General features: G+C 64.0%; 22 protein-coding genes. 11 read left to right on the forward strand and 11 right to left on the reverse strand.

Annotated features, from left to right (window positions below):
- Nucleotides 1–104: 104 nt before the first annotated feature.
- From MKD49_RS18995 to MKD49_RS19005, 3 genes are all read right to left on the reverse strand, one after another.
- Nucleotides 105–521, reverse strand: coding sequence for a GFA family protein (locus MKD49_RS18995; protein WP_252697084.1), 417 nt, complete (start codon nucleotides 519–521; stop codon nucleotides 105–107).
- A 21-nt stretch (nucleotides 522–542) separates the two neighbouring features.
- Nucleotides 543–1,610 (reverse strand): saccharopine dehydrogenase family protein, encoded by a 1,068-nt coding sequence (locus tag MKD49_RS19000; RefSeq protein ID WP_252697085.1) that lies wholly within the window; start codon nucleotides 1,608–1,610, stop codon nucleotides 543–545.
- Between the two features lie 159 nt (nucleotides 1,611–1,769).
- On the reverse strand, nucleotides 1,770–2,234 hold the full coding sequence (locus tag MKD49_RS19005; RefSeq protein ID WP_034331130.1) for an Lrp/AsnC family transcriptional regulator: 465 nt from the start codon (nucleotides 2,232–2,234) through the stop codon (nucleotides 1,770–1,772).
- A gap of 199 nt (nucleotides 2,235–2,433) precedes the next feature.
- On the opposite strand from MKD49_RS19005, the gene MKD49_RS19010 reads away from it, so the two are divergent.
- The 3 genes from MKD49_RS19010 (at nucleotide 2,434) to MKD49_RS19020 (ending at nucleotide 6,174) form a co-directional block, all read left to right on the forward strand.
- Nucleotides 2,434–3,696, forward strand: a complete 1,263-nt coding sequence (locus MKD49_RS19010) for a D-amino acid dehydrogenase (RefSeq protein ID WP_252697086.1) — start codon at nucleotides 2,434–2,436, stop codon at nucleotides 3,694–3,696.
- A gap of 37 nt (nucleotides 3,697–3,733) precedes the next feature.
- The gene (locus MKD49_RS19015) at nucleotides 3,734–5,446 is read left to right on the forward strand and encodes a thiamine pyrophosphate-binding protein (protein ID WP_252697087.1); all 1,713 of its coding nucleotides are present in this window, start codon (nucleotides 3,734–3,736) and stop codon (nucleotides 5,444–5,446) included.
- Between the two features lie 65 nt (nucleotides 5,447–5,511).
- Nucleotides 5,512–6,174, forward strand: a complete 663-nt coding sequence (locus MKD49_RS19020; protein WP_252697088.1) for an aspartate/glutamate racemase family protein — start codon at nucleotides 5,512–5,514, stop codon at nucleotides 6,172–6,174.
- 22 nt (nucleotides 6,175–6,196) lie between these two features.
- Here the strand turns inward: MKD49_RS19020 and MKD49_RS19025 are convergent, their stop codons facing one another.
- The 6 genes from MKD49_RS19025 to MKD49_RS19050 form a co-directional block, all read right to left on the reverse strand.
- Entirely contained in the window at nucleotides 6,197–7,438 is a 1,242-nt protein-coding gene (locus MKD49_RS19025; protein ID WP_252697089.1) for a phospholipase D-like domain-containing protein, read from the reverse strand.
- 31 nt (nucleotides 7,439–7,469) lie between these two features.
- Nucleotides 7,470–8,114, reverse strand: a complete 645-nt coding sequence (locus MKD49_RS19030; protein ID WP_252697090.1) for a MotA/TolQ/ExbB proton channel family protein — start codon at nucleotides 8,112–8,114, stop codon at nucleotides 7,470–7,472.
- A 66-nt stretch (nucleotides 8,115–8,180) separates the two neighbouring features.
- A complete protein-coding gene (locus tag MKD49_RS19035) occupies nucleotides 8,181–10,625 on the reverse strand; it encodes a TonB-dependent receptor (RefSeq protein WP_134135720.1) in 2,445 nt (814 codons plus the stop codon).
- Between the two features lie 83 nt (nucleotides 10,626–10,708).
- A complete protein-coding gene (locus MKD49_RS19040; RefSeq protein WP_252697091.1) occupies nucleotides 10,709–11,428 on the reverse strand; it encodes an energy transducer TonB in 720 nt (239 codons plus the stop codon).
- The gene (locus MKD49_RS19045) at nucleotides 11,428–11,835 is read right to left on the reverse strand and encodes a biopolymer transporter ExbD (protein ID WP_034330477.1); all 408 of its coding nucleotides are present in this window, start codon (nucleotides 11,833–11,835) and stop codon (nucleotides 11,428–11,430) included. Before MKD49_RS19045 ends, MKD49_RS19040 begins: the two co-directional genes overlap by 1 nt.
- 204 nt (nucleotides 11,836–12,039) lie before the next feature.
- Nucleotides 12,040–12,639 carry a hypothetical protein gene (locus MKD49_RS19050; RefSeq protein WP_252697092.1) on the reverse strand — a complete coding sequence of 200 codons (600 nt, stop codon included), beginning with the start codon at nucleotides 12,637–12,639 and terminating at the stop codon, nucleotides 12,040–12,042.
- Nucleotides 12,640–12,905: 266 nt separating this feature from the next.
- Between MKD49_RS19050 and MKD49_RS19055 the strand changes: the two genes are divergently transcribed.
- Complete coding sequence (locus MKD49_RS19055; protein WP_039787669.1) at nucleotides 12,906–13,262, forward strand: helix-turn-helix domain-containing protein; 357 nt, start codon at nucleotides 12,906–12,908, stop codon at nucleotides 13,260–13,262.
- Between the two features lie 109 nt (nucleotides 13,263–13,371).
- Nucleotides 13,372–14,136, forward strand: a complete 765-nt coding sequence (locus tag MKD49_RS19060) for a CDP-diacylglycerol diphosphatase (RefSeq protein WP_252697093.1) — start codon at nucleotides 13,372–13,374, stop codon at nucleotides 14,134–14,136.
- Between the two features lie 10 nt (nucleotides 14,137–14,146).
- Here the strand turns inward: MKD49_RS19060 and MKD49_RS19065 are convergent, their stop codons facing one another.
- Nucleotides 14,147–15,037 carry a LysR family transcriptional regulator gene (locus MKD49_RS19065; protein ID WP_252697094.1) on the reverse strand — a complete coding sequence of 297 codons (891 nt, stop codon included), beginning with the start codon at nucleotides 15,035–15,037 and terminating at the stop codon, nucleotides 14,147–14,149.
- Between the two features lie 127 nt (nucleotides 15,038–15,164).
- Between MKD49_RS19065 and MKD49_RS19070 the strand changes: the two genes are divergently transcribed.
- The 5 genes from MKD49_RS19070 to MKD49_RS19090 all read left to right on the forward strand — a co-directional run bounded on the left by MKD49_RS19070 (nucleotide 15,165) and on the right by MKD49_RS19090 (nucleotide 20,927).
- Nucleotides 15,165–15,911: an SDR family oxidoreductase gene (locus MKD49_RS19070; protein ID WP_252697095.1), complete on the forward strand. Its 747-nt coding sequence runs from the start codon at nucleotides 15,165–15,167 to the stop codon at nucleotides 15,909–15,911.
- A 216-nt stretch (nucleotides 15,912–16,127) separates the two neighbouring features.
- Entirely contained in the window at nucleotides 16,128–17,384 is a 1,257-nt protein-coding gene (locus tag MKD49_RS19075) for an Hsp70 family protein (RefSeq protein ID WP_121042475.1), read from the forward strand.
- Between the two features lie 141 nt (nucleotides 17,385–17,525).
- Nucleotides 17,526–18,374, forward strand: coding sequence for a MurR/RpiR family transcriptional regulator (locus MKD49_RS19080; protein ID WP_252697096.1), 849 nt, complete (start codon nucleotides 17,526–17,528; stop codon nucleotides 18,372–18,374).
- 416 nt (nucleotides 18,375–18,790) lie between these two features.
- Complete coding sequence (locus MKD49_RS19085) at nucleotides 18,791–20,239, forward strand: MFS transporter (protein ID WP_252697097.1); 1,449 nt, start codon at nucleotides 18,791–18,793, stop codon at nucleotides 20,237–20,239.
- Nucleotides 20,240–20,261: 22 nt separating this feature from the next.
- Nucleotides 20,262–20,927: an aspartate/glutamate racemase family protein gene (locus tag MKD49_RS19090; RefSeq protein ID WP_121042479.1), complete on the forward strand. Its 666-nt coding sequence runs from the start codon at nucleotides 20,262–20,264 to the stop codon at nucleotides 20,925–20,927.
- Nucleotides 20,928–20,939: 12 nt separating this feature from the next.
- Here the strand turns inward: MKD49_RS19090 and MKD49_RS19095 are convergent, their stop codons facing one another.
- Nucleotides 20,940–21,782 carry an aldo/keto reductase gene (locus MKD49_RS19095; protein ID WP_252697098.1) on the reverse strand — a complete coding sequence of 281 codons (843 nt, stop codon included), beginning with the start codon at nucleotides 21,780–21,782 and terminating at the stop codon, nucleotides 20,940–20,942.
- 190 nt (nucleotides 21,783–21,972) lie between these two features.
- Between MKD49_RS19095 and MKD49_RS19100 the strand changes: the two genes are divergently transcribed.
- Nucleotides 21,973–24,246 carry a CHASE2 domain-containing protein gene (locus MKD49_RS19100; protein WP_252697099.1) on the forward strand — a complete coding sequence of 758 codons (2,274 nt, stop codon included), beginning with the start codon at nucleotides 21,973–21,975 and terminating at the stop codon, nucleotides 24,244–24,246.
- Nucleotides 24,247–24,709: the final 463 nt, after the last annotated feature.

Raw genomic sequence — 24,709 nt, forward strand, 5'->3', positions numbered from 1 at the left:
AACTGCAAATTGCAATTTGCGGTTTCCCTGAAAATTATTTAAACAATTATCGTCGGGAATGCGTTGCCGTGCACGCCGCACTGCACATCGTCGCGCGCGCGGCATCAGGTTGTGTCGAGCGCCCATGCACGGCCATCATGATCGCGCACGCGCACCGTCGCCAGCCAGAGATGGACGTCTTCCACGCAGCGCACGTTGACGTTGATCTGCGCAGGTGCCGAGCGCGGGTGGCAATGAGTATGCGTGCCGCACAAGCGACAGAAGAAATGCGTGGCACGCAGGGTACCGAAGCGGTACAGGTTCAGTGCCCGGGCGCCGGCCAGCAATTCGAAGTGGCGGGCATCGATGCGATGGTGCAGTGCGCCCTTGCGCACGCAGTAGGAGCAATTGCATTGGACCACCTCCTCGATATGGGAGAGGAAACGGAAGCGTACGGCACCGCAGTGACAGCTGGCCTGATGCAGGCGCAGGCCTGGCACGGTGCCCCGGTCCTCCACGTCAGGATCCTGGGGGCGGGACATGGAGGACGCTCTCGAGGCGGATCAGGCGTAGACCTGACCGAAGCGGTTGGCCAGGAAATCCGGCAGGCTGATCGCCTCCTGGCTGATGAAGCCGCGCTGCGGCAACTTGCCGAGCCGGAACAGGTCGACCGCCGTGCAGACGCCGGAAGCGGTGGTGCTCTGGATCGCACTCTCGTAGTGGCCTTCCTCATGAATGGCGAAAATCTTGCGGGTGAAGACTTCCTGGACGAACTTGTCGCCGCGCATGCCGCTGACGGTCACGAACACCAGCACCACGTCCTGCATGGTGGTGGGGACGGCCTTGCGCAGGATGTTCTTGAGCAGTTCCTGGTCGTGCTTCAGGCCCAGGTCGCTGAGCAGGAATTTCATGCGCTGCTGGTGACCGGGATAGCGCACCGATTTGTAGTCGAGATTGCGGATGCGGCCGGCCAGCGTTTCACACAGCGTGCCGAGCCCGCCGGAGGTATTGAACGCTTCATACTCCACGCCATCCAGCGAAAAATGTTCGATGTCGGCCAGCGGATCGACCGCGACCTTGACGCCGTCGCGCAGGGCTTCGCAGGGATGGCAGTACTCATTGACCAGTCCGTCCACGCTCCAGGTCAGGTTGTATTTGAGTTCGTTGGTAGGGTACTGCGGCAGCGCCCCGACGCGCATCTTGACGTCATGCACTTCGTCGAAGGAACCGGCCAGATGGTGCGCGGCGATGCCGATGAAGCCCGGTGCCAGTCCGCATTGCGGCATGAAGGCCACGGGCGCGTCGGCAGCCAGCGCGGCGATGGCCTTGGTGGCCCGCACGTCCTCTGTCAGATCGAAGTAGTGGGTACCGGTATTGCGCGCTGCGCTGGCCACCTTCACGGCCATGTGATACGGCAGGGCATTGATCACGATGTCGGCCGGGTGCAGCAGTGCTTCCAGCGCCCGCGCATCCGAGGAATCGACCACGGCCTTTTCGATGTTGAGCGCGCCGACGGCCTGCAGGGCCTGGGCATCGCGGTCGGCGATGGTGACGTTGTAGTCGCCGCTGTCGGACAGCAGACGTGCAATCGTTTGGCCAATGTGGCCCGAACCCAACAAGACGGTGCGCATGATGAAACTCCAGAGTGAATGAGACGAAGAGGCTGGTCTTCATTCTAGGAAGCTTCGCGGACAGAATATACGGACAATGTGTCAGAAAGCAGGGTCCGGCACTACAGAAAGTAGTGCGACTTCGTCATTCTGTCGGGTCGCCTGGTCCGGAACGGCCGTTCAGCGGGTCCTGGGCGCATCGCCGCGGTCGATCTTGCGTGCCAGCACGACCGAGGTGGTGGTTTTGATGACGCCATCCATTTCGCCGATCTCGTCCAGGATGCGGTCGAGCTGCTCCGGCGTGCTCACGCGCAGCCATGCGACATAGTCGAACTCGCCGCTGACCGCGCACAGCTGATGGACTTCCGGCATGCGGTTGAAGCGTCGCACCACATCCTTGCCCGCCTTGGGCTGCAGGGTGATGCCGACATAGGCCTGCAGGCTGGAATCGAGCACGTCACTGCCCAGCTTCAGGGTGTAGCCGGCGATGATGCCGCTTTTTTCCAGACGCTCCACGCGCGCAATGATGGTGGTCCGCGCCAGGTCCAGCCGGCGCGCCATGTCGGCCACCGAGGCCCGCGCATTCATCTGCAATTCCGAAATGATCTGGCGATCGACATCGTCCAGCAAGTCCAGTCTGATCATGCTGTGGGCTCCAGGGAAGGGAGGAAAAAATCAGCAAACACTACAGAAAGACGAAACGGCACGTCATTACGTCAGTTTAGACCACTATTTCGACGTTCTTGCCCTTTTTTGTGTCAGCGCTCCACCCTAGACTGCGGTCTCGCTGCCGGCGAGTGCGCCGGTCCCTTCCATGCTTCACTCTTTTGCAGGTGCAGCGCACATGAAAGTCGTCGTCATCGGAGGTGGCATCATCGGCACGGCCACCGCGTACTGGCTGGCCACTCGCCACGTTGAGGTGGTGCTCATCGAACGCGAGGCCGATGTGGCCTGCCAGACCAGCGCCGGCAATGCCGGCGTGATCGCACCCGGCTATGTGACGCCGTGGGCAGCGCCGGGCATGCCGGGCAAGATCCTCAAGTATCTCTTCAAGGCCAGTTCGCCAGTGGTGTTCCGGCCGCGGATGAGTGCACGGCAATGGCGCTGGATCAGCCAGTGGCTGGGCAACTGCACGCTGGAGCGCTATCGCCGCAACAAGCTGCGCATGCAGCGCATCGCCTATTACAGCCGCGATTGCCTGCACGAGTTCCTGGCGCAGCATCCATTTGATTACGGCCGCAGCCAGGGCTATCTGCAGCTCTTTCGCAGCCGCTTCGACGAGGACATGGCGGCCCCCGCACTGGCCTTGCTGGAGGAAGCCGGCATTGCCCACCAGCGCTTGAGCGCGGCGCAATGCGTGGCGACCGAACCGGGGCTGCAGCACGCGCGCATCGAACCGCGTTCGGGCCTGTACCTGCCCGATGACGAGGCCGGGGATTGCGCGGTCTTCGCGCGCCAGTTGCGGCGCTTGTGTGAAGAGATGGGCGTGCAGTTCCGCTTCGGTACGCAGGTCAGCGGTCTGCTGGTGCAGGGTGGACAAGTGCAGGGTTTGCAGGTGAGCAGCGCAGGGCAAGCCGGGCCGTTGGCCTGCGATGCCCTGGTGGTTGCCGCCGGCGTGGACAGCCATGCCTTGCTGGCACCGCTGGGCATCCGTGTGCCGCTGTATCCGGTCAAGGGCTATTCGGCCACCATTCCCGTCCGCTTTCCCGAGGCGGCACCGCGTGCGGCCGTGATGGATGAATCCCTGAAGACGGCCATCACCCGCATGGGGGATGTGGTGCGGGTGGCCGGTACCGCCGAACTGGGCGATGACCGACTGCAGTTGCGCGCCGCTTGTCTGCATACTTTGCGTCAGGTGATGCGTGACTGGTTTCCGCTGGCCGGCGATCTTGATGATGCGCAGTTCTGGGTCGGACGCCGTCCCATGACGCCCGATGGACCGCCCCTGCTGGGTCCCACGCCGGTCCGCAATCTGTTCCTGAACCTGGGTCACGGTTCGACCGGCTGGGCCATGTCGCTGGGCTCCGGCCGCGTCGTGGCGGACCTCATCACGGGTACCCCGCCGGCCATCGATATCGATGGCCTGACCCTGGCCCGCTATCCATGAGCAAGGCAACCCTTACCCCTACCGAAACGGAGAAAACATGACTGGTGCAGATGTCCTCGTGAAACTGCTGGAAGAATACGGCGTGGAAGTGATCTTCGGCGTGCCCGGCGATACCAATGTGGCTTTCTACAAAGCCCTGAACCGCTCCGGCAAGGTGCGCCACGTGATGGCACGCGACGAGCGCTCGGCGCTCTACATGGCCGACGCCTATGCGCGCTACAGCGGCAAGCCCGGCGTGGCCGAGTGCCCCAGCGGTGCCGGTGCCATGTATTCCCTGCCCGGCATGGCCGAGGCCAACAGTTCTTCCATTCCGCTGATCCTGCTGACCAACGATATTCCCCTCAAGGGAGAAGGTCGCGGCATGATCACCGAGCTGGACAACGCCAAGCTGTTCGAGCCGGTGTGCAAGCTGTCCTTCCAGGTCAAGACCACGGCCAAGATTCCGGAGGCAGTCAGGCGCGCCTTCCGGACCGCCACCTCGGGTCGTCCGGGCGCCGTGCACTTGACCTTCCCCGAAGATATCCTGGCCCACGCCTCGGCCAGTACGCCGGACGAGATTTACGCCGAGCCTGAGTGCCGGCGCTTCCCGGCCTTTCCCATGCGTCCCGATGCGGATCTGGTGCGGCAGCTGGCCGCGTTGCTCGACGCATCGCGCCGCCCGGTGCTGGTGGCCGGCGGCGGAGTGATGCATTCCGATGGCGGGGCAGCCCTGCTGGCCCTGGCAGAGAAGATCGACGCCGCCGTGGTCACCACCATCACCGGTCAGGGGGCGGTGCCGGACGAGCACCCGCTGGCGCTCGGGGTCATTGGCGATAATGGCTTCCATCCCCATGCAGCACGGGCGGTCGAGGAGAGCGATCTGCTGGTTTACCTCGGTTGCAAGATGGGATCGGTGGTCACCATCGGCTGGACCTTCCCCAGCCATCAACAGGAACGCCAGCGCGTGCAGGTCGATATCGACCCGGCGGTACTGGGCAATACCGGTCGCAACGATCTCAACATCGCCGGCGACGTCCGTTCGGTCTTGCAGGATCTGCTGCCGCTGGTGACGCAGCACGAACCGCGTGGGTGGAATGCTGAACTCAACGGCATGCGGCGTCGATTCTGGGAGAAGGCCCAAGCGGATTTGCACAGCGATGCACTGCCGCTCAAGCCCCAGCGCGTAGTCCACGAATTGAACCGCCGGCTGCCGCCGCGTGCGGTCATGGTCTCCGACGCCGGCACGCCTACGCCGCACATGACGCGCTATCTGCGCCTGCCGGGCGATGGTTCGCGGCTGGTGATTCCGCGTGCTTTCGGCGGACTGGGCTATGCGATTCCGGCGGTGGTCGGTGCCTGGCTGGCGCGGCCCGACGTGCGGCCCATCGGCCTGTTTGGCGATGGCTCCTTCTCGATGTCCTGCGGTGAACTGGAAACGCTGACCCGTCTGCAAGTGCCGGCCGTGCTGCTGCATTTCAACAATGGCTGTTTCGGATGGATCAAGGCGCTGCAGAAGCTGCACAACGATGCGCAATACCTCTCGGTCGATTTCACCCGGCTGGATGTGGCGCGCATTGCGCAGGGCTTCGGCCTCAAGGGCTTGCGTGCGGCCAATGCCGAAGAACTGGTCGCTGCACTGGATGAAGCCTTTGCCAGCGAGGGGCCGGTGCTCATCGATATCGTCTCCGAATCCATCGTCGATGAATGTCCGCCGGTCTATTCGTGGATCAAGGCCATGGGCAAGGATCCGCTGGCCGTGGGTGGCGCATAGCAGGCGTTTTGCCCGGGTTTGGTTAGAATGCCGGGCATTCCTTCCGATTTTTTCAAAGGCCACGCATGCTTGGCATCGTCATGCTCGATACCGTTTTTCCGCGTCCCGTGGGCGATATCGGCAATCCCGCGACCTTTCCTTTCCCGGTGCGCTTGCGCAAGGTCAGCCGGGCCTCACCCCAGAAGGTGATCTTCGAACGGGCCAGCGGCATGGTGGATGACTTTGTCAGTGCGGCGCAGGCCTTGCAGGCGGACGGCTGCAAGGCCATCGTGACCAGTTGCGGTTTCCTGGCGCTGCATCAGCAGACCATCGCGGCAGCGCTGGAGATTCCGTTTGCCAGTTCCAGCCTGTGCTGGTTGCCCACGCTGTATCACGCCTTCGGCGGTGCGCGCCATGTCGGCATCCTGACGGCGTCTGGTGCCAGTCTCGGTGCGGCGCACCTGGCTGCGCTGGGGGGCAGCATGGAGTCGCCCATCGTGGGCATGCCGGTGGAGTCTGAATTCGCGCGCGTCATCGTGGGCAATCAGCCCGAGGGGGATATGGATCGGGTGCATGCCGAGATGGTGGCGGCCGCCGATCAGCTGGTCGCCACCCAACCCCAGGTGCGTGCCATCCTGCTTGAATGCACCAACATGCCGCCGGTGGCGGGCCTCATCGCACAGCGCACCGGGCGTCCGGTCTTCGACCTGGTGGGACTGGCCAGGCAGATGATGGGCCTGGCACCCTGAGTGCCAAGCTGGTGAAGAGGTCCTAAGGCTTGCCCTTGGCCGGCTTGGGATAAACCTTCAGCACATCGATGGGCTGGGCATAAGCCGAACTCCAGGTCTGCTCATGCAGGGCTGCCACGCGTTGTGCCATGGCCGCGTCATGCAGCACCACTTCCAGATTGCGCGAGTTGTCCAGATAACCGCCGGCCCAGTTGCTGGTACCGACCCAGGCCACCTTGCCATCAATGCTCATGGCCTTGGTGTGGATCACCCGGGCGAAGGGGATGAAACCGCTGCTGGCCTGCGGCAGGGTGACGATGCGGATCTCCACGTTGGGCAGCACCGCCAGGCTTTGCAGGTAGCGGATGGCGGGGGCCTCGGTGTTCCAGTTGGAGACCATCAGCTTGATCTTCACGCCCCGCGTGGCCGCTGCGCGCAGGGCATCATCGATCACGGCGTAATAGGGCCGGGTGTGGTTGGGACCATAGGAGAGCGGCGCATAGTCCAGCAACTGCACCCGCACTTCCTGTTGCGCTTCTCCGATCAGGCGTACCAGTTCGCTTTGCGAATCGCCCACGCCGGGCGGGTTGTAGGCATTCGGGCTGGCCACGAGGTAATTGCCGCGCGCCACATCGGCCGGGACCACGCTGCGGTTGGTCATGACCGGGGTGTGTCCGGCGGCGATGGCCGCCTGCGCCGCCCAGTCGATTTCGAAGATGGCCTGCACCTGCGCTGCCACGGCCGGGTCGGTGATCTTCAATCCGGTCTCATGGATGTGCGAGAACGAACGCCAGTCGAAGTTCTGGCTGCCCACATAGGCGCTGCGGCCATCGACCACGAAATACTTGGCGTGGATGATGCCGTTGCCGGTCATGCGGGAATAATCGATCTGGCGGAATTCCAGGTTCGGGATGCGCTTGAGCTTCTCGATGGTGGCCGGGACCGAGGCGAACTCGCCCTTCTTTTCCATCAGGAAGCGGATCTTCACGCCGCGCCGTCCGGCCGCCTCCAGGTGCGCCATGATGTCATCGAGCGCCTCGCCATCCTGCCCGGCCACGTAGAACTGGCCGAACACGATCTCGCGCTGCGCGCTGTCGAACATTTCCTTCCACACCACGGCCGCATCGCGCAGGTCCGGCGTGGCCAGCGTGGTTTCGCGCGGCACGGTGTGGACCAGTTCGAAGCCGGGAATGGCGAATTCGGCCCGGACCGGTGTGGCCAGCGAAAGAACCAGCCCGAAGGCGGCAGCGAGACGAAGCAGAAGACGGCGTGGCGCGAGGGTCATGATGTCGGCAAGGGAGAAGTCAGTGTGGCGCTCAGGCGATGTGCAGCTTGCCCTGCGGCTGCGGGCTGTGTTGCGGCTGCGGGTTCATGCGGCCGACGCAGGCGCGCAGCATCAGGACCTTCAGATGATCGTTGATGCGCTCGATGCGTTCCTGGAACAGGTTGAAGAAGAACATGCCGACCACCGCAATGCCGATGCCCAGAGCCGTCGCATACAGCGCCGTACCGATGCCCTGCGACACCTGGCCCGGGTCCGACACGCCCTGCACCGCCAGTGCCTTGAAGGTGTCGATGATGCCGAGGATGGTGCCGAGCAGGCCCAGCAGGGGCGCAGCGGTCACGATGGTATCGAGGATCCACAGGCGCTGCTGCACTTCGCCGCGCTTGGCAATGTAGACCGACTCGCTGAAATCTTCCAGGTCCTTCTCGGTATGCAGGTGATGCTTCTCGGCCAGGATGTCCGACACCAGGGCCAGCGGCAGGCTGGGACGGGTGGTCAGTTCGGCCGGCAGTTCCTGCAGGTGCTGGACCGCGTGCGTCATGGCGCGCTCCAGGCCCGTGGCCTGGCGCATGGTGTAGCCGAAGAACAGGCCGCGTTCGACGATGACGAAAATGGCCAGCGCCGCGCAGGCGTACATCAGGTAGAAGGCCAGTTCGTGGAGTAGTTGCATGTTCATGCTTGCCTCTCTTGCAGTGATGGGCGGCCCGCGTTGCAGGTGCGGGCCGCCCGGTTCAGGCCGCGATCAGAAATCCGCGGTCAGGGTGACGGTGAAGGTGCGCGGGGCACCGATGTAGAGCGAAGGATCGGTGCCAGGGATGCCGTTGACCGCCACTGCGTTGGTGGTGAACTGGCTGCCGCTGCCGCCGTTGAGGTTGAGGTACTGCTTGTCGAACAGGTTGTAGACGTTCAGGCGCACCGTCGGCTTCTTCAGCCAGGTGGTGGACGCGAAGGTCATGCCGGCACCGGCGTTGAACAGGGTGTAGCCACCCAGTGCATCGTCGTTGACCAGGGTGGTGTAGCGGCGGCCGGTGTACTTGGCCTGGCCGAACACGTACCAGCCATCCTGTTGGTATTGCAGCGACAGGCCCGACAGCCAGTTCGGCGTATCCGGGAATTCCTTGCCCGAGGTCGGCAGGAACTGGGTCGAACTGTTGCGCAGGTCCTGCTTCATCTTGCTCTTGATGTAGGACAGCGAGCCATACATCGACAGGTTGCGGGTGAAGGCGTAACCGGTTTCCAGTTCCAGGCCGTGCGAGCTGGCATCGCCGACGTTGTAGTCGGTCTTGTTGTTGGTGTCCGGGTTGTAGGCGCTGGCGATGCGGTTGTGATAATCGATGTAGAACAGCGAACCGGAGGCCATCCACTTCTCGGTGTTGTAGCGGTAGCCGAGGTCGTAGTTCCAGGAGGTTTCCTTGTCCACCGGCACTTCGCGCTGGGTCGCCCCGACCAGCTGGCCGTTGACGATGGTGCCGCCCGAGAGCAGGCCGAAGTAGGAGAAGTTGCCCGGTGCCTTGAAGTTCTTGGCGGCGTTGAAGAACACCGACTGCTTCTCATCGAGCTGGAAGCGCACGCCCAGGCTGGGCAGGAAGTCGGCGTAGTTCTTCTTGACCTTGTAGTAGCCGGCGCTGGAATAGCTGTTGGTGCCGCTGGTGGAACCGGTGCTCGGGTAGTTGGTGAAGTCGCGGTCGATGGAGGAGTAGCGGCCGCCGACTTGCACGTTGAGCTTGTCGTTCATCATGCTGATGCTGTCCTGCAGGAAGATCGACTGCGCCGTGCTGACGGTCATGGTGTCGCGGTACTGCAGGATGGAGCCATCGGCATTGCGCAGCCACTGGTCCGAATTGTCCTGCCACAGGTCGGCGATGTTGCCGTTGTTGTCCACGCGGCTGAAGGGACCGGTCTGCTGGTGACGGGCGCGCTCGACCCAGTAGCCGGCCAGGATGCGGTGGTTGTCCAGCTGCTGGTTGAACTTGAAGGTCACGCCCGGACGATAGGTGCGGGTGCGGCTGCCTTCGTAGGCGTAGACCGTATCGAGACGATCGCCGTCGCCGTTGACGTCGCGTGCGCCGCCACCGAGCTGGCTGGCGCCGGTCACGCCGCCTTCACGCACGGTCTGCAGCTGGTTGCCGCCGGTGCCGAAGCCGTACCAGAAGTAGGGATCGATATCCAGGCTGGAGGTCGGGCTCAGCTGGAAGTGCGCATTGATGGTGCCCAGCCAGTTCTCGAAGGGATTGAGGTTGTAGGCGTAGTACGCGTTGTTGGCGATGTTGGCCGCAACGTTGGGGGCATAGGTGGTGTCGTTCTGCGCGGTACCGGCCACTGCGGGCTGGTGCTGCGGAATGGTGCTGCCGAAGTCGGCATTGCGGCCCAGTTGGGCGATCTGGGTCTTGGTCAGCGAACGGTAGTTGTTGTTGAGCTGGCGGTTGTAGAGCAGGTTGGCGTTGATGAAGCTGCCTTGGCCCAGGTCGAAGTTGGTGCCGATGTCGACGTGATCCTTGATGGCGCCGCCCGGTCCCTTGAACTTGTCGGCAGTGGTCTTGGAGTACGAGATGAAGAACTTGAATTTGTTGTCCAGCAGCTTGCCCGAGTCAAAGCGCACATAGCGCTTCCACAGGCTGTTGGAACCGAAGGCATTGGTCACGCGGATGCGCTGCTGGTCTTCCGGTGCGCAGAAGGTCATGCCGATGTTGCCGCCGGTGGCGCCCACGTGAGGCGCTTCGGTATCGGTCGAACCCTGGGTCACGAAGATGTTGCACAGGTTGTCCGGTTCGGTGTACTCCTGCGGATACACGGCGAAGTTGCCGGAGTCGTTGACCGGTGCGCCGTTGATGGTGAAGCCCAGCTGGTCGCTGTTGAAGCCGCGCACCCGGATGTTGCCGCCGAACAGGCCCGAGCCGTCGTTGTCGTAGGTGTTCACGCCGGGCAGCAGGTTGATCATCTGGTAGGGCGTGCCGGTGGGCGATTGCTTCTCGATGTAGTCACGGTTGACCGAGCTGCGCGCCTTGGGCGAATCTTCCGCCTGGATCAGGCCGGTGGCTGCAGCCGTGCCGGCACTGGCGCTGCCGCCGCCCTGCACGGTCACGGTGCCGACGTCAGTGGTGGTGGACTGGGCGAAGCTGAAGGCCGGTGCGCCTGCCATGAAGAGCCCGGATATCAGCAAGGACAGCCGGGTGAGTTTGCATTGCATGTCGTGTTCCCCTGGGTTTGTTGAACTGCGTGTCGAAATCGTTGCGCCCGGTGCGCGCCCTCTGCGTTCTGCAGCGGGCCGCGTCAGACGGGAATGAATTCCAGATCGGCGGTAAACCGGTGCGTGCTCTCGCCCTTGTAGCTGTCTTCCGGGAAGGGCGCGAAGGCGGCGCGATTGATGGTCTTGCGGGCGGCATCATCGAGCAGCATGGAGTTCGATGAGCTCTCGATGCCGCTGTCGACCACGCTGCCATCGCGCTTCAACACGAACCACACGCGCACCTTGCCTTGCGGTCGCAGGGTGCTGGCTTCGCGTCCGGTCGGATAGCGCTTGATGCTGTTCAGATGTGCGCGCAACTGGCCGACGTAGGTCTGCTCGATGTTGGCGGTGTTGGCCGGCGGCGGCGATGGCGGGGCCACCGGCGCGGACTGCACCGGAGGTGCGGCCGGAGCGCTGGGTTGCGGCGGCGTGGCCGGCAGGATCGGTGCGGTGGCCGAGGGCGGTGCCGGGTCCACCGGGGCCGGCGCTTGCTTGACCGGGGCCGGCTTGGCCACGGGCTTGGGCGCTTCCTGTTTCTTCGGCGGCTCCACCGGCTTGGGCTGCGGTTCCACTTGCGGCTTGGGTTGCGGCGGCGGAGGCGGCGGTATTTCCGTCAGCGAGATTTGCACCGGCTGCGGATCTTCCTTGCGCTTGAGTTCGGTCACTTTCTGCACGCCGGCCAGGATCAGCACGGCCAGCACCACCAGCGAGGGCAGCGTGGCCAGCGGCTCGCGGAAACGGAAGAGGATGGGAACGTTCATCATCACTGCTTGCGGGTGGCAATCGAGATGGAATCGAAGCCGCCCTTCTTGAGCGTATCCATCACGTCGACCAGGCGCTGCACTTCCACGCCGCGGTCGCTGTTGATGATGAGATTGAGTTTCTCGCCATCCTTGCGCAGCTTGTCGAGGCGGGCGGTGAGGGCGTCCAGGGTAGTGTTCTCGCCATCGACCTGGATCACGTCTTCCTTGGCGATGGTGATGACGGCCTTGGTCTGCGGTTTCAGATCCTGGGCGGTGGACGAACTGGGCAGCTGGGTCTTCAGGCCCAGGGCCGGAATCACGTTCAGGCTGATCAGCACGAAGAAGACCAGCAGGAACATCATCACGTCGATCATCGGGATGATCTCGACGCGGGCCTTCCGTTTTTTGGGTTCGTCCCAACTGCGCATGCCACACTCCTCGAAGCTTCGTTATACGATTTGTAGCGCTATAGTTTTTATAGCGATGCGCAGCGTAGCGAGGAAATGTGTCGTGCGTATTACACCATGCGGGTTTGCGTTAACCCGAGTGAAGAAAATGTTGCCTGGGGTTATCCGCAAGTCCGCAGGTGTGCCAGCGGCTGACGCCTGCCGGCGACAGCGTGCGGCCTGCCATCAGCGCCGTGGCACGGGCATGCGGGGCAGCATGGCCAGCAGCAGCTTGCACAGGTAGACCACGATCAGCGAGCCCGAGAGATCGCCGATGGACATGACGATCAGGCCGCTCCAGAAATCCGGATAGACCCCGCGCATGACGAACCAGATCAGCTGGAACAGCGGATTGGAGAGCGCATAGAGCAGGATGCAGGCCATCAGCCGGGTGGTGTTGAGGTTGCCCAGGTTGCGCCCCAGGTCCATGCCGGAGAGCGTAAGGCGGTAGGCCAGGTAGGGGGCGCCGGCCGAGATCAGGCAGTAGCCGGCGGCAGCGATGAGGTCATGCGGGAACAGTTGATAGGTCGCGGCCGTGGCCAGGGAGCCCACCAGCAGGCCCACGCAGCCGGCCTCGGCAAAGAGCAGGGTGCAGATCAGGCGCACGCCGGCGGGCAGGTAGATCCAGGCGATGCCCTCGGTGAACTGGGTGCGCCGGAACAGCCATTCGTTGATCGAATAGAACACGAAATAGCACAGCGCCGTGCCGGCGATGGCGGCCAGGTGGGTGCGCAGGACGTAACGATGGTCGGGCGAGGCTTGCATGGCGAGGGGAGGCTGGGACATGCGGAACGGCGCGTATGTTACCCAATGCGGCGGGGCGCTGCACCTCAACAATTTTCAGCAGTGTGGCGCGCCAGCCTCGCAAATCGGCGTGCAAACGTTACCGCCGGACGCATTGCTGCCGGTCAAGGCGGTAAAGATTGCACTTTCCGGCAGGCCAGGCGTATGATTCGCTATCAATTCTGGAACGATGTCGCGCGCGCGTGTTACGCGCGCTCCGTACGTAACGCGTTCCTGACTTGCAAGACAACAACCAACACCATTGCCATATGGGTAAAAACAAGCGGCCGGCGGACATCTACCTGAGATTTCTGCAACTGGCCGAAGCACTCCGGGGATTGCCGTCACTGGCTACGCTGGATCCGCTCGAAGACCGGATCCTGGCTTTCATCGCCCGTGCCGGGCAGGAGCAGCAACGCCTGTCGGTGCGCGACCTGATGGCGCAAAGCGAATTCGGTTCGCCCGCGATGCTGCATGCGCGCCTGAAATCCATGCGCGAGAAGGGCTGGATCGTCCTGGCCGATACCGAAGATCCGCGCCGCAAGCAGGTCGAACTGAGCCAGGCTGCCTGGCTGCATTTCGACAAGCTCTCCAAGTGCCTGGTGCAGGCCACGCGCGACAAGTAATCTCCCCCGTCATACGGCTGTCATGCTGCGGACATACCGGGCCGTTAATCTCACGGCCTCGCTGCGGCGCTGCCTGCCGCCTTGCAGCTCATTGTCCCGGATGGTTTCGATGCGACTGCTTTCCCTTTTTTCTTCCCGCGCCGCTTTCCTGTGTTCGCTGTTGCTGGCCGCCTGCGTCTTGTCGGCCAGTCCGGCCCAGGCCGCCGATCCCCACAAGCTGTGGGAAATCACCAGCCAGCAATGCCTGCCCAACATGCAGTCCACCGGCCAGCCGCAGCCATGCGTGATGGTCGATCTGGCGCGCGGCTTCGTGGTGCTCAAGGATCTGGTCGGTCCCGCGCAATACCTGCTCATGCCGACCCGTCGCCTGACCGGCATCGAAAGTCCGGAGTTGCTGGCACCGGATGCGCCCAACTACTGGGCTTATGCATGGGAGCAGCGCGGGCGTGTGGCGCAGGCCCTGGGCCGTCCGCTCTCCGATGAACAGCTGGGCATTGAAATCAATTCGGCGGCCGGCCGTTCGCAATTGCACCTGCATCTGCACATCGATTGCATGCGCCGCGATGTGGCGGCCAGCCTCGACGATCACCGAGGTGACCCTTTGCAGCAATGGCTGCCGTGGTATTTCGAAGGCCATCGCTACTGGGTCATGCGCCTGCCCGCCGATGCGCTGGCACTGCACGACCCCTTCAAGCTGGCCGCTGCCCGCAGCGCCTATGCGGCCGACAACATGGCCTCGCAGTCACTGCTGCTGACCGGGGCGCGTTTTGCCGATGGCAGCACCGGCTTCTTCCTGGTCAACATGCCGGTCAACTTCGACCGCGAGGAACAGGGCAGTGCCGAAGTGCTGATGGATCACGACTGCCGCTGGTAAGCCAGCACATTCACTCGGCGAATTCGCGCACCAGCGTATCGAACACCAGCCGCAGGCGCGGCGGCACCGGTCCGCGTTGCGGACGGTAGAGGTACATGTCCCAGGGATCGGGTTCGTGATCAGTCATGACGGGGACCAGCCGTCCTGCCGCGATATCGTCCTCGCACAGGAAACCGGCAATCTGGCCGATGGCCACCCCACTTCTTACCAATAAATATTCGCCCTCGGAATCATCGCAGAGGAAGCGGGCATGATCGGCCATCCACTGGTTCTCCTGCGCGAACAGCCAGGGCCAGGGGCGGCCCGTGCCCCGGTCCAGCATCGCGGTGCAGGGCAGGGCGCGCAGGGCCTCGGTGTCCTCCGGGGCCCCATGGCGGCGCAGGAAGCGCGGCGTGGCCACCACGTAAAAGCGCACCTTGCCCAGCCGCCGCACCACGAAGCGGTTGTCCGGCACGGTGCCGACGCGGATGCCGATGTCGATCTTTTCTCCTACCACGTCGGCGCGCTGATCGGTCAGGCGCAGGTCGAAGCGCAAGCCGGGATACGCCTGCGCCAGTCGCTCCACGATGGGCAGCAGGCGGCTGCGTCCCAGTGCCGACGGTGCGGCCAGGCGCACCAGTCCGCTCATCTCGTCGGCCGGGCTTGCGGCCTCCGTTTCGAAGAGTCCATCCAGATCACGCAGGCTTTCGCGTGCGCGTTCGGCGAGCGCTTCGCCGAAACTGGTGATGCGCACCTGGCGCGTATTGCGATGGAACAGCATCTCGCCCTGCAGGCGCTCCAGTTCCTGGATGGCGCGGGTGACGGCCTGCGGTGAAATGCCGAGCCGGATCGCGGCTTCCTTGAAGCTGCCGGTATCGGCGGCAGCGCAGAAGATGCGAAGCATCTCCAGTCGGTTGAGCATGATGATTCCTGAAAATGGAATTCTGTAATCTTATCATTTCCATTGTTTGGCATAGTGGCGCCACCCATAATCCTTCCATCGACACGCAGCAACCGCAAGCCAACCCCATCACTGGAAAGGATTCATCATGAGCAACAACATCAAGGACAAAGTCGTCGTCATCACCGGTGCCAGCAGCGGCCTGGGCGAAACCACCGCACGTCACCTGGCTGCACTGGGCGCCAAGTTGGTACTCGGTGCGCGCCGCACCGATCGTCTGGAAAAGCTGGTGGCCGACATCACCGCCGCCGGTGGCCAGGCCATCGCCGTGACCACCGACGTGGCGCGCCGCGACGATGTCGAAGCCCTGGTCGCCAAGGGTGAGCAGCACTTCGGCCGCATCGACGTGCTGGTCAACAATGCCGGCATCATGCCGCTGGCTCCGATGGCCAAGCTCAAGGTCGAAGAGTGGGACCGCATGATCGACGTCAACGTCAAGGGCGTGCTCTATGGCGTGGCCGCCGCGCTGCCGCGCTTCGCTGCGCAGGGCTCGGGCCACATCATCAATGTGTCGTCGGTGGCGGGCATCAAGGTCTTCGCCGGCATGGGCACGGTCTACAGCGCCACCAAGTTCGCGGTGCGTGCCCTGACCGAAGGCCTGCGCGCTGAAGCACCGGACGGTGTGCGCACTACCATCATCTCCCCGGGGGCGGTGGATTCCGAACTGAAGACTCACAGCAGCGACAAGGAGACCTCGGAAGCCCTGCTGGCCTGGTATGAGGCCAACCAGATTCCGGCCGATTCGGTGGCGCGCGCCATTGCCTATGCCATCGAGCAGCCGGCCAATGTGGATATCAGCGAAGTGGTGCTGCGTCCGGTGGCGCAGGAATTCTAAGTTTTCCACAGCCGTTTTCAGCCGGTTCGATCTGACGGCACCGCCGGGCAGCCTTGCCCGGCGGTGCCGTTTTTCGTTGGCTTGTCATCCTGCTATTGCCGAATCGGTAATGATTTCACGGCGGCATGTTGTTTGCTTCAAACGCCGCCATGACGCCGTGCAGACAAGCACCGTCCTTTTCTATATGATTGCCGACCCAAAAAGAAGGAGTGATCGATGGCGAACGCGTGCGGTGTGGATTTCGGCACCTCCAATTCCACGGTCGGCTGGCAGCGCCCGCAGGCCGGGGATTCCCTGCTGCTGCCGCTGGAAGACGGCAAGGCCACGCTGCCTTCGGTGGTGTTCTTCAATGCCGACGAGAACAGCTTCAGCTATGGCCGCGCCGGCCTGGGCGAATACCTGGCCGGCTACGAAGGCCGCCTGATGCGCTCACTGAAGAGCTTGCTCGGTTCCGGCGCCATCGATGGCCAGACGGAAGTGGGCGGCCGGGCGCTGCCCTATCGTGGCCTGCTTTCGCAGTTCATCGGTGAACTCAAGCAACGCGCCGAACGTGCCGCCGGGACCTCGTTCTCCAAGGTGGTGCTGGGCCGTCCGGTGCACTTCGTCGATGAGGATGCGGCCGCTGACCAGCTGGCCCAGGACACGCTGGAAGAGATTGCGCGCGATGTCGGTTTCAAGGACATCGCCTTCCAGTTCGAACCGATTGCCGCCGCCTTCGATTACGAGTCGCGCATCGACAAGGAAGAGCTGGTGCTCATCGTCGACATCGGCGGCGGTACCTCCGACTTCTCGCTGGTGCGTCTTTCGCCCGAGCGCGCGGCGCGCAGCGAGCGGCGCGAGGATATCCTGGCCAATGGCGGCGTGCACATCGGCGGCACCGACTTCGACAAGTATTTCAGCCTGGCCTGCGTGATGCCGTTGCTGGGCCTGGGCGGCCGCCTGCAGGGCAATGCTGAGATCCCCTCCAGCTATTACTTCAACCTGGCCACCTGGCACACCATCAACCAGCTCTACACCCGCAAGGCCTGGCAGCAACTGCAGGACGTGGCGCGCGAAGTGGCCGACCGCGAGCGCTTTGCGCGCCTGCTGGACGTGGTCGAGCAGCGTTGCGGCCACTGGCTGGCGCTGCAGGTGGAGGCGGGCAAGATCGCGCTCTCCAGCGCCGAGCAGACCCTGCTGGACCTTGACCGCCTGCGCCAGCCGGAGCAATTGCCGCTCCTGCGCAGCGACTTCAACGGTGCCGTCGATCACCTGGTGCAATCGGTGGAGCAGACCGTGCTGGCGCTGTTGCAGCAGGCCGGCCTGCGCGCCGACGATATCGACAGCGTGTTCTTCACCGGCGGTTCCAGCGGCGTGCGCCTGCTGCGCGAACGCATCAGTGCGCTGGCACCGCAGGCGCGGCATGTGGAGGGGGACCTGTTCGGCAGCATCGGCAGCGGCCTGGCCATCGACGCTGCACGCAAGTTCGGCTGACGCCGCAGCAGGGCCTGGCTGCTATACAATGCGGCGACCCGGTCCGGATCGCGTGGGTTTGAGGCGATATGAAGCAAATCGCCCGCCACGGCTTCGCGACCGCCCGCATTGAACTGCCTCGCGGATCTGCCCCGCACCGACATGAAACCTTCTGCCGAATCCTTCGTGCGCCGCGTGCGCAGCAAACTCGACGAACTCTCCAGTACCGAACGCCAGCTGGCCGACTTCCTGCTGGAGTTTCCGGGCGAGCTGGCCAGCTACGCCGGCAACGAGCTGGCGCAACTGGCGGGCGTGTCGCCTTCGACCGTGAGCCGCTTCATCCGCCGCGTCGGTTATGAAAGCTACGAGGAAGCGCGCCGCCACGTGCGCGAGGAACAGGAGACCGGCTCCCCGCTGTTCCACGCCAGCAGCTCTGGCGCTGCGCGCCAGGTACGCTCGGTGGCGGCGCACTTCCAGCAATCCCAGCAGAACCTGGCGGCGACCTTCGAGCGCCTCTCCGACGCCACCCTGGCCGAGATCGCCCGCGCCATCGTCAACGCGCCCCAGGTGCTGATCTTCGGCAGCCGCAGCAGCCAGGCCTTTGCGCTCTACCTGCGCTGGCAGATCATCCAGGTCTTGCCGCGCGTGACCTGCCTGCCGGGGCCGGGCGAGACCCTCGCGGAATACACCGCCGGCCTGTCCGAGCGCGATTGCGTGATCGTCTTCGGCACGCGCCGCCAGACCGGGCAGATGGAACGCCTGCTGGAGGCCGCCACGCGCGCCGGATCTTATCTGCTCTACATCAGCGACCAGGCCTCAGCCGACTATGCCCGGGCCACCTGGTCGCTGCAGGCGCATTGCCGCGGTCCCGGCTCGCTGGACAATCATGTCGGCGTGATGGCGCTGTGTGATCTCTTGTCCACCCTGGTGATCGAAGCCAGTGGTGCCGCCGGACGCAAGCGGCTGGCGGCAGTGGAGCAGGAGCATGAGGAACTGGGCGACTTCGAGTGAGTTGCCGGGCTGGAATGTCGGACGATTGCCTGCTTCCAATATTGAAATCCTGATTTCAGGCACTTCAATTTTCTGACTCCCGATTTTCATGCGTGCCGCCCCGCGCCGGTGCGGCGACCGTGCTGCCTGCCCTCTTGCGGCGCATGCCGGGCGTTCCCGGCCGGTCATTTCCTCCTGAAATCCTGATTTCATCCCTCAAAAATGGCTGGCACGCAGATTGCTAATGCAGCTGCATGAGTGAAATCTCAATTTCAATAAACAATATATATTGAAATCTGGCTTTCATTTCTGGGCATGCTGGACTACAGTAGTTTCACGGCCGCAAGGTCAGGTCGCCGTGGTCTCCCAGCCTCGCATCACCCGATGCACATACCGAGCAGCACTCATTGGACCTTCCAACGCAAGAGGAGCAGACCATGGCCGGACCCACACTTTCATCGCCCGACCTGCCGCACTCGCCACGCGTGGCCGAACTGGACGGCGCGCTGGACAAGATCGGGGTGACCCGTTCGCATCACACCATCATCTTCCTGATCCTGATCGGCTGCCTGTTCGACGCCTTCGAACAGAACGCCATCGGCCTGGTCGGCCCGCTGCTCAAGCAGCAGTGGGGCCTGACGGCGACCGACATCGGCCTGCTCAATACGGTCACCTTCGCCAGCGCCGCCATCGGCCGCATCGTCTCGGGTCTGGTGGCCGACCGCTATGGGCGGCGCGTCATGCTGAGCCTGGACCTGCTGCTGTTCACGCTGGGGGCCGGCATCTGCGCGCTGGCACCGGACCTGACGGTGATGGCTGTGGGCCGTGCCATCGTCGGTTTCGGTCTCGGCGGTGAAATCGCCATTGCGGTCACCATGCTGGCCGAGTTCTGTTCCAGCAAGTTCCGCGGCACTGCCGTGGGCCTGGTCAATGTGGGCGCGGGCGGCATGGGCAATTTCCTGGCACCGGCGTTCGGCCTGCTGGTGTTTACGCTCTTTCCCGGTGAAAACAGCTGGCGCTGGCTGTTCTTCTGCCTGATGCTGCCGGCACTGCTGGGGGCCTTCTATCGCCGCTACATTCCGGAGACGCCGCGTTTCCTGCTCTCCCGCAACAAGATCGCCGAAGCCAATCAGGTGCTGGTGCGATTGGCCAGCGGCAAGCTCTCCGGCCCGGCGCCGCAAGGCCGTGACTGGATCAGCGACGATGGCAGCCGCCAGCAGGCCGCACCGGCCAAGGTGCGCTCCATGGAAATCTTCCAGGGCGCGCTGGCGCGGCGCACGCTGCCGCTGTGCATCGCCATCTGGATGACCTATGGCGCGCAGATCTCGGTGCTCACGCTCATGCCGACCATTCTGGTGAGCCTGGGCTACACCATCTCCAAGAGCCTGCTGTTCACCATGGTCATGCAGAGCGGCAGCCTGCTGGGGGCGATTGCCGCGTCGCTGTTCGGATTCCATCTGCCGCGCAAGCGCGTGCTGACCGCCGGTGCGATCTGCGCCTGCCTGGCGGCGCTGGCCATCGGCTTCCTGGCCAAGAGCATCGTGCTGATCCTGGCGGCGGGTGCGGTGTTCCAGTTCTTCGTGCTGCTGCTCAACACCACCATCTGGATCTTCGCGCCCGAGCTGTATCCGACTCGCGTGCGCGCCTTCGGTACCGCCTTCATCCTCGCCACCGGTACGGCGGCGGGTGCTCTGATGCCGCTGGTCGCTGGCCGGCTGTTCGATGCCTTCGGGCTGGCGGGCGTGTTCGGCATGATCGCCGCCATGTACGGCATCTTCACTGTTGCCATCCGCACCGTGCCCGAGACCTATGGCAAGTCGCCCGATGCACCGCTGGAGGAGACTGCGCCGGAGGCAGGGGTGCCGGCGGTCGCTGCACGTAGTTGATTTTCTTTTTCATGAGTCTGGCATGCCGCATATCCTGTTGATCAATCCCAATTCCTCCCAGGCCACCACCGAGATGATGGTGGCCATTGCCCGCACTTCGCTGCCAGCGGGATATGCCCTCAGCGGCGTGAGTGCGCGGCAGGGGCCGGAGATGATCGTCAATGCCGTGGAACTGGCGGCAGCGGGGGCGGAGGTCGAGCGCAACTGGCGCGAAGGCGGGCGGCACAGCGTCGGGTGCATCATCAGCGCCTTTGGCGATCCTGGCATTGAGCGCCTACGTGCGCTCGATGGCCGGCCAGTCGCCGGGCTGTGTGAAGCGTCGATGCTGGAAGCAGCCGAGGGTGGACGCCGCTTCGGTGTGGCCACCGTCACGCCGGAGCTGGCTGATGTGATTGGTGAAAAAGCGCAGCAGGCGGGTGTCGGTGCGCTCTACACCGGCATTCGTCTGACCGCCGGTGATCCGCGCGCGCTGGCGGCCGATCCGCAGGCACTGGTAGAGGCACTGGCGCAAGCGGTGCGCGCCTGCGTGGAGCGCGATGGTGCCGAGGCGGTGGTGATTGGCGGCGGTCCTTTGGGGCAGGCGGCGACGGCACTGGCGCAGCGGTTTTCGGTGCCGGTGATCGCGCCGATTCCGGCGGCCGTGCGCTACTTGCTCAAGGCCTTGCAAGCGTTGGAGGCAGCGGCCTGAAGGCCCATTGCTTCACAACATCGCCAGCGGCTGCTTGCGCCGTGGCGGTGGAAAGGCCGCGTCCAGCTCACTGTAGTCATTTTCGTTCAGATGCAGCGCCAGGCAGGCCCGGTTGGCCTCCACGTGCGCGACATCGGCCGCCTTGGGAATGGCGATCACCCCGGGACGTCGCAACACCCACGCCAGCGCCACCTGCGCCGGTGTCACGCCGTGGCGCTGCGCGACCGCCTTCAGGGCCGCCTGCTTGAGGATGCGTCCTTGCTCGATGGGCGAATAGGCCATCACGGCCACGCCGCTTTGTTCGGCCTGCGGCAGCAGGTCATATTCGATCCCCCGGCGCGAGAGGTTGTACAGCACCTGATTGCACAGCACCTGCTCGCCACCGGGTCCATCGGCCAGCTCGTCCATGTCGTCGGTGTCGAGATTGCTGACGCCCCATCCGCGAATTTTTCCCTGCGCCATCAGGGTCTCCATGCCCGCGATGGTGGCCGAAAGCGGATGCGATCCGCGCCAGTGCAGCAGGTAGAGATCCAGATGATCGGTGCCCAGGCGCTTGAGGCTGGCCTCGCAGGCGGCGATGGTGCCGCGCTCGCTGGCGTTGTGCGGCAACACCTTGCTGACCAGATAGACCTGTTCGCGGCGGCCGGCGATGGCTTTGCCGACCACGCGTTCGGACTGGCCATCGGCATACATCTCGGCGGTATCGATCAGCGTCATGCCCAGGTCGATGCCGGCCTGCAGGGCGCGTACCTCGGCGCTGGCGGCCGCGGGGGACTCGCCCATGTTCCAGGTGCCCTGGCCAAGTGCCGGGACTTGCGCGCCATTGCGCAGGGTGATCATTGGAATGGGCTGCATGCGGGGCTCCTTCATCGGTGGCGGGAAATCATTAGAACCCATTTTGCGCATCGGTTCATCGCGTCTGGCTTATTTCAGCTATTCATGCAGTCATGCCGTGTGGCAACGTCCGGCGTGCCGCGCCGATTGTGGGCACCGGCAACTGGTGGCATGATCGCAGCCAATCAAAAAAGGAATCGGGGGAAAGTCCATGTTGCGTCGTTTGCGTATCGTCTTCGCCAAGTACTGGGCGCGCTGGCTGCTGGCGCTGGTGCTCATCGGCCTGGCCGAGGCGGTGGTGGTGGGGGTGCTGCCCAATCGCGTGGTCGAGCGCATGGACCTGTTCTTCTATGACTTGCGCATGCGTGTGGCCAAGCCGGCGCTGGATCCGCGCATCGTCATCGTCGACATCGACGAGCGCAGTATCAACGAGCTGGGCCGCTGGCCCTGGAGCCGCGACCTGGTGGCCAAGCTGGTGGAGCAGATGACGCAGGCTTACCAGGCGCAGTCGGTCGGTTTCGACGTGGTCTTCGCCGAGCCCGACACCACCTCCGGCTATGGCCGTCTGGAAGACCTGGCGCGCGGACCGTTGAAGGACGTGCCGCAACTGGCACAGCAATTGCGCCTGCTCAAGCCGCAGATGGATTACGACGCACGCCTGGCCGCCGCCCTGCAGGGCCAGCCGGTGGTGATGGGCTATGCCTTCTCCAATGAGGGCGGGGCCGTGATCAAGGGGCAGTTGCCGCCGCCCGCCTTCAGCGTGGCCGCGTTGGGCGGGCGCGACGTGGAGGTGGTGCGCTGGCGCGCCTATGGTGCCAACCTGCCGCAGCTGCAAGCGGCGGCGCGTGCCGGCGGCTTCTTCAATCCGGTTCCCGATGACGACGGGCTGATTCGCACGGTCTCGCTGCTGGCGCGGCATGGCGACAACTTCTACGAGTCGCTGGCCCTGGCGACGGCCCGGGTGGCGGTCGATGGCAAGCGCATCAAGCCGGTCTTCCTGACCGGCGCGGATGGACTGCTGGGGAACCAGAAGGAGGCCTACGATGCGCTCGCCGCCATCGCCGTGGAAGCGCGTCCGCAGCCGCTGATCATTCCGGTGGAGCGCGGGCTGACCACGCTGGTGACCTATCGCGGGCGTGGCGGTCCGCAGGGCGGTGCCTATCGCTATGTACCGGCAGTGGACGTGATCCGTGGCACCTATCCGCACGACCAGCTGGATGGCCGCATCATGCTGGTCGGGACCACCGTGCCGGGCCTGAACGACCTGCGGGCCACGCCGGTGAGTCCGGTCTATCCCGGGGTGGAGATCCACGCCAATCTGATCGCGTCCATCATCGATGACGACTTCAAGACCCGCCCCGATTTCGCGGCGGGCTATGACGGCCTGCAGGTGGCGCTGGCCGGCCTGCTGCTGGGCCTGCTGTTGCCCGCGCTGGGGCCGCTGGCCTCGGTGCTGCTGTCGCTGGGGACGGCGGCCGCCCTGGGCGGACTCAACTACTGGCTCTATGACAGCGCCGGCCTGGTGCTGCCGCTGGCGTCCTCGTTGCTGCTGGTGGCGCTGCTGTTCATCAGCAACCTGGCCTGGGGCTACCTGTTCGAATATCGCAACCGCAAGGCCATCGTCAACCTGTTCGGCGAATACGTGGCTCCCGAACTGGTGGCCGAAATGGCGGCCAATCCGGCCAGCTACAACATGGAAGGCGAGATCCGCGAACTGACCGTGATGTTTTCCGACGTGCGCGGATTTACTACCATCTCCGAAAGCTTGCAGCCCAACGAGCTGCGTGAATACATCAACATGTATCTCACGGCCATGTCCGAAGATATCCGTGGCAATCGCGGCACGCTCGACAAGTACATCGGCGACGCCGTGATGGCCTTCTGGGGCGCGCCCCTGGATGTGCCCGATCACGCCGCCCGCGCAGTGGCCACGGCATTGAAGATGCAGCAGACCACGCTGCTGCTCAACGAGGAATTCACGCGCCGCAACTGGCCGCCGCTGAAGATCGGCATCGGCTTGAACAGCGGCCAGATGCGCGTGGGCGACATGGGCTCGCGCATCCGCAAGGCCTATACGGTGATGGGCGATGCGGTCAATTTGTCCTCGCGCCTGGAGTCGATCACCAAGGTCTACGGGGTGGGGGTGATGGTCGGTGATGCCACGCGCCAGGCCGCGCCGCAGTTTGCCTATCGCGAATTGGACCGGGTGCGGGTGAAGGGCAAGAACGAACCCGTGCCGATCTTCGAGCCGCTGGCCGTCGAGAGCGAACTCGATGCCGGGTTGCGCGCGGAAGTCGAGCAATGGCATGCGGCGCTGGCGCTGGTGCGCGCGCTGCGCTGGGAGGAGGCGCAGGCCGCCATCGAAGCGCTGCAGGCCGCGCACGCGCGGGGACTTTATGCGCTCTACCTGGAGCGTATTGCGCACTATCGCCAGTCGCCGCCGCCGGCCGATTGGGATGGCGTGACGACCTTCGATACCAAATAAAGAGACCCGGTCAGTCCGCCGCATTTTCCTTGGGGAAATCAGCGCGGTGTGATCGCCGCGCGACGTGTTTTGCACAAACGTTCTCATCCGCTGGCACTTCACGAAAATCTTTGCATGTTGAAACCGCAAATTATTTCCGAGTGGCAATCAAGTGCTGTGCAATCAGCCGCAAACGCCCGCTGGAAGCGGTTTTTCAGCGATTCTTGTCGACGCGGTCAGGACTAGTCAGTATACTTTACAAGCATCAAGAGTGATGTTGCCTGGCAAGGCAACGTCGCTGCCGGACGCGATTGATCCCTCCTTCAAGAAGTGGAATATCTGTGTCCGAGCGCATCTGCTTCAGGGGTTCCTTTTCGTCTTGTTGTTCGCTTACGTGGTCCGGGTACCTGCGTGCCGGCCACGCATTGCGTCCGCGCGATCCATGTGCTGACGTCAGTGCAGGCGGCTGGCCGGATGGGAGGGT

This window comes from Herbaspirillum sp. WGmk3, from assembly GCF_023952535.1.
In the GTDB taxonomy this organism is placed as follows: domain Bacteria; phylum Pseudomonadota; class Gammaproteobacteria; order Burkholderiales; family Burkholderiaceae_D; genus Herbaspirillum; species Herbaspirillum huttiense.

Coding starts and splice junctions, on each gene's coding strand:
- MKD49_RS18995 (WP_252697084.1), bottom strand. CDS start 521: ATGTCCCGCCCCCAGGATCCTGACGTGGAGGACCGGGGCACCGTGCCA.
- MKD49_RS19000 (WP_252697085.1), bottom strand. CDS start 1,610: ATGCGCACCGTCTTGTTGGGTTCGGGCCACATTGGCCAAACGATTGCA.
- MKD49_RS19005 (WP_034331130.1), bottom strand. CDS start 2,234: ATGATCAGACTGGACTTGCTGGACGATGTCGATCGCCAGATCATTTCG.
- MKD49_RS19010 (WP_252697086.1), top strand. CDS start 2,434: ATGAAAGTCGTCGTCATCGGAGGTGGCATCATCGGCACGGCCACCGCG.
- MKD49_RS19015 (WP_252697087.1), top strand. CDS start 3,734: ATGACTGGTGCAGATGTCCTCGTGAAACTGCTGGAAGAATACGGCGTG.
- MKD49_RS19020 (WP_252697088.1), top strand. CDS start 5,512: ATGCTTGGCATCGTCATGCTCGATACCGTTTTTCCGCGTCCCGTGGGC.
- MKD49_RS19025 (WP_252697089.1), bottom strand. CDS start 7,438: ATGACCCTCGCGCCACGCCGTCTTCTGCTTCGTCTCGCTGCCGCCTTC.
- MKD49_RS19030 (WP_252697090.1), bottom strand. CDS start 8,114: ATGAACATGCAACTACTCCACGAACTGGCCTTCTACCTGATGTACGCC.
- MKD49_RS19035 (WP_134135720.1), bottom strand. CDS start 10,625: ATGCAATGCAAACTCACCCGGCTGTCCTTGCTGATATCCGGGCTCTTC.
- MKD49_RS19040 (WP_252697091.1), bottom strand. CDS start 11,428: ATGATGAACGTTCCCATCCTCTTCCGTTTCCGCGAGCCGCTGGCCACG.
- MKD49_RS19045 (WP_034330477.1), bottom strand. CDS start 11,835: ATGCGCAGTTGGGACGAACCCAAAAAACGGAAGGCCCGCGTCGAGATC.
- MKD49_RS19050 (WP_252697092.1), bottom strand. CDS start 12,639: ATGTCCCAGCCTCCCCTCGCCATGCAAGCCTCGCCCGACCATCGTTAC.
- MKD49_RS19055 (WP_039787669.1), top strand. CDS start 12,906: ATGGGTAAAAACAAGCGGCCGGCGGACATCTACCTGAGATTTCTGCAA.
- MKD49_RS19060 (WP_252697093.1), top strand. CDS start 13,372: ATGCGACTGCTTTCCCTTTTTTCTTCCCGCGCCGCTTTCCTGTGTTCG.
- MKD49_RS19065 (WP_252697094.1), bottom strand. CDS start 15,037: ATGCTCAACCGACTGGAGATGCTTCGCATCTTCTGCGCTGCCGCCGAT.
- MKD49_RS19070 (WP_252697095.1), top strand. CDS start 15,165: ATGAGCAACAACATCAAGGACAAAGTCGTCGTCATCACCGGTGCCAGC.
- MKD49_RS19075 (WP_121042475.1), top strand. CDS start 16,128: ATGGCGAACGCGTGCGGTGTGGATTTCGGCACCTCCAATTCCACGGTC.
- MKD49_RS19080 (WP_252697096.1), top strand. CDS start 17,526: ATGAAACCTTCTGCCGAATCCTTCGTGCGCCGCGTGCGCAGCAAACTC.
- MKD49_RS19085 (WP_252697097.1), top strand. CDS start 18,791: ATGGCCGGACCCACACTTTCATCGCCCGACCTGCCGCACTCGCCACGC.
- MKD49_RS19090 (WP_121042479.1), top strand. CDS start 20,262: ATGCCGCATATCCTGTTGATCAATCCCAATTCCTCCCAGGCCACCACC.
- MKD49_RS19095 (WP_252697098.1), bottom strand. CDS start 21,782: ATGCAGCCCATTCCAATGATCACCCTGCGCAATGGCGCGCAAGTCCCG.
- MKD49_RS19100 (WP_252697099.1), top strand. CDS start 21,973: ATGTTGCGTCGTTTGCGTATCGTCTTCGCCAAGTACTGGGCGCGCTGG.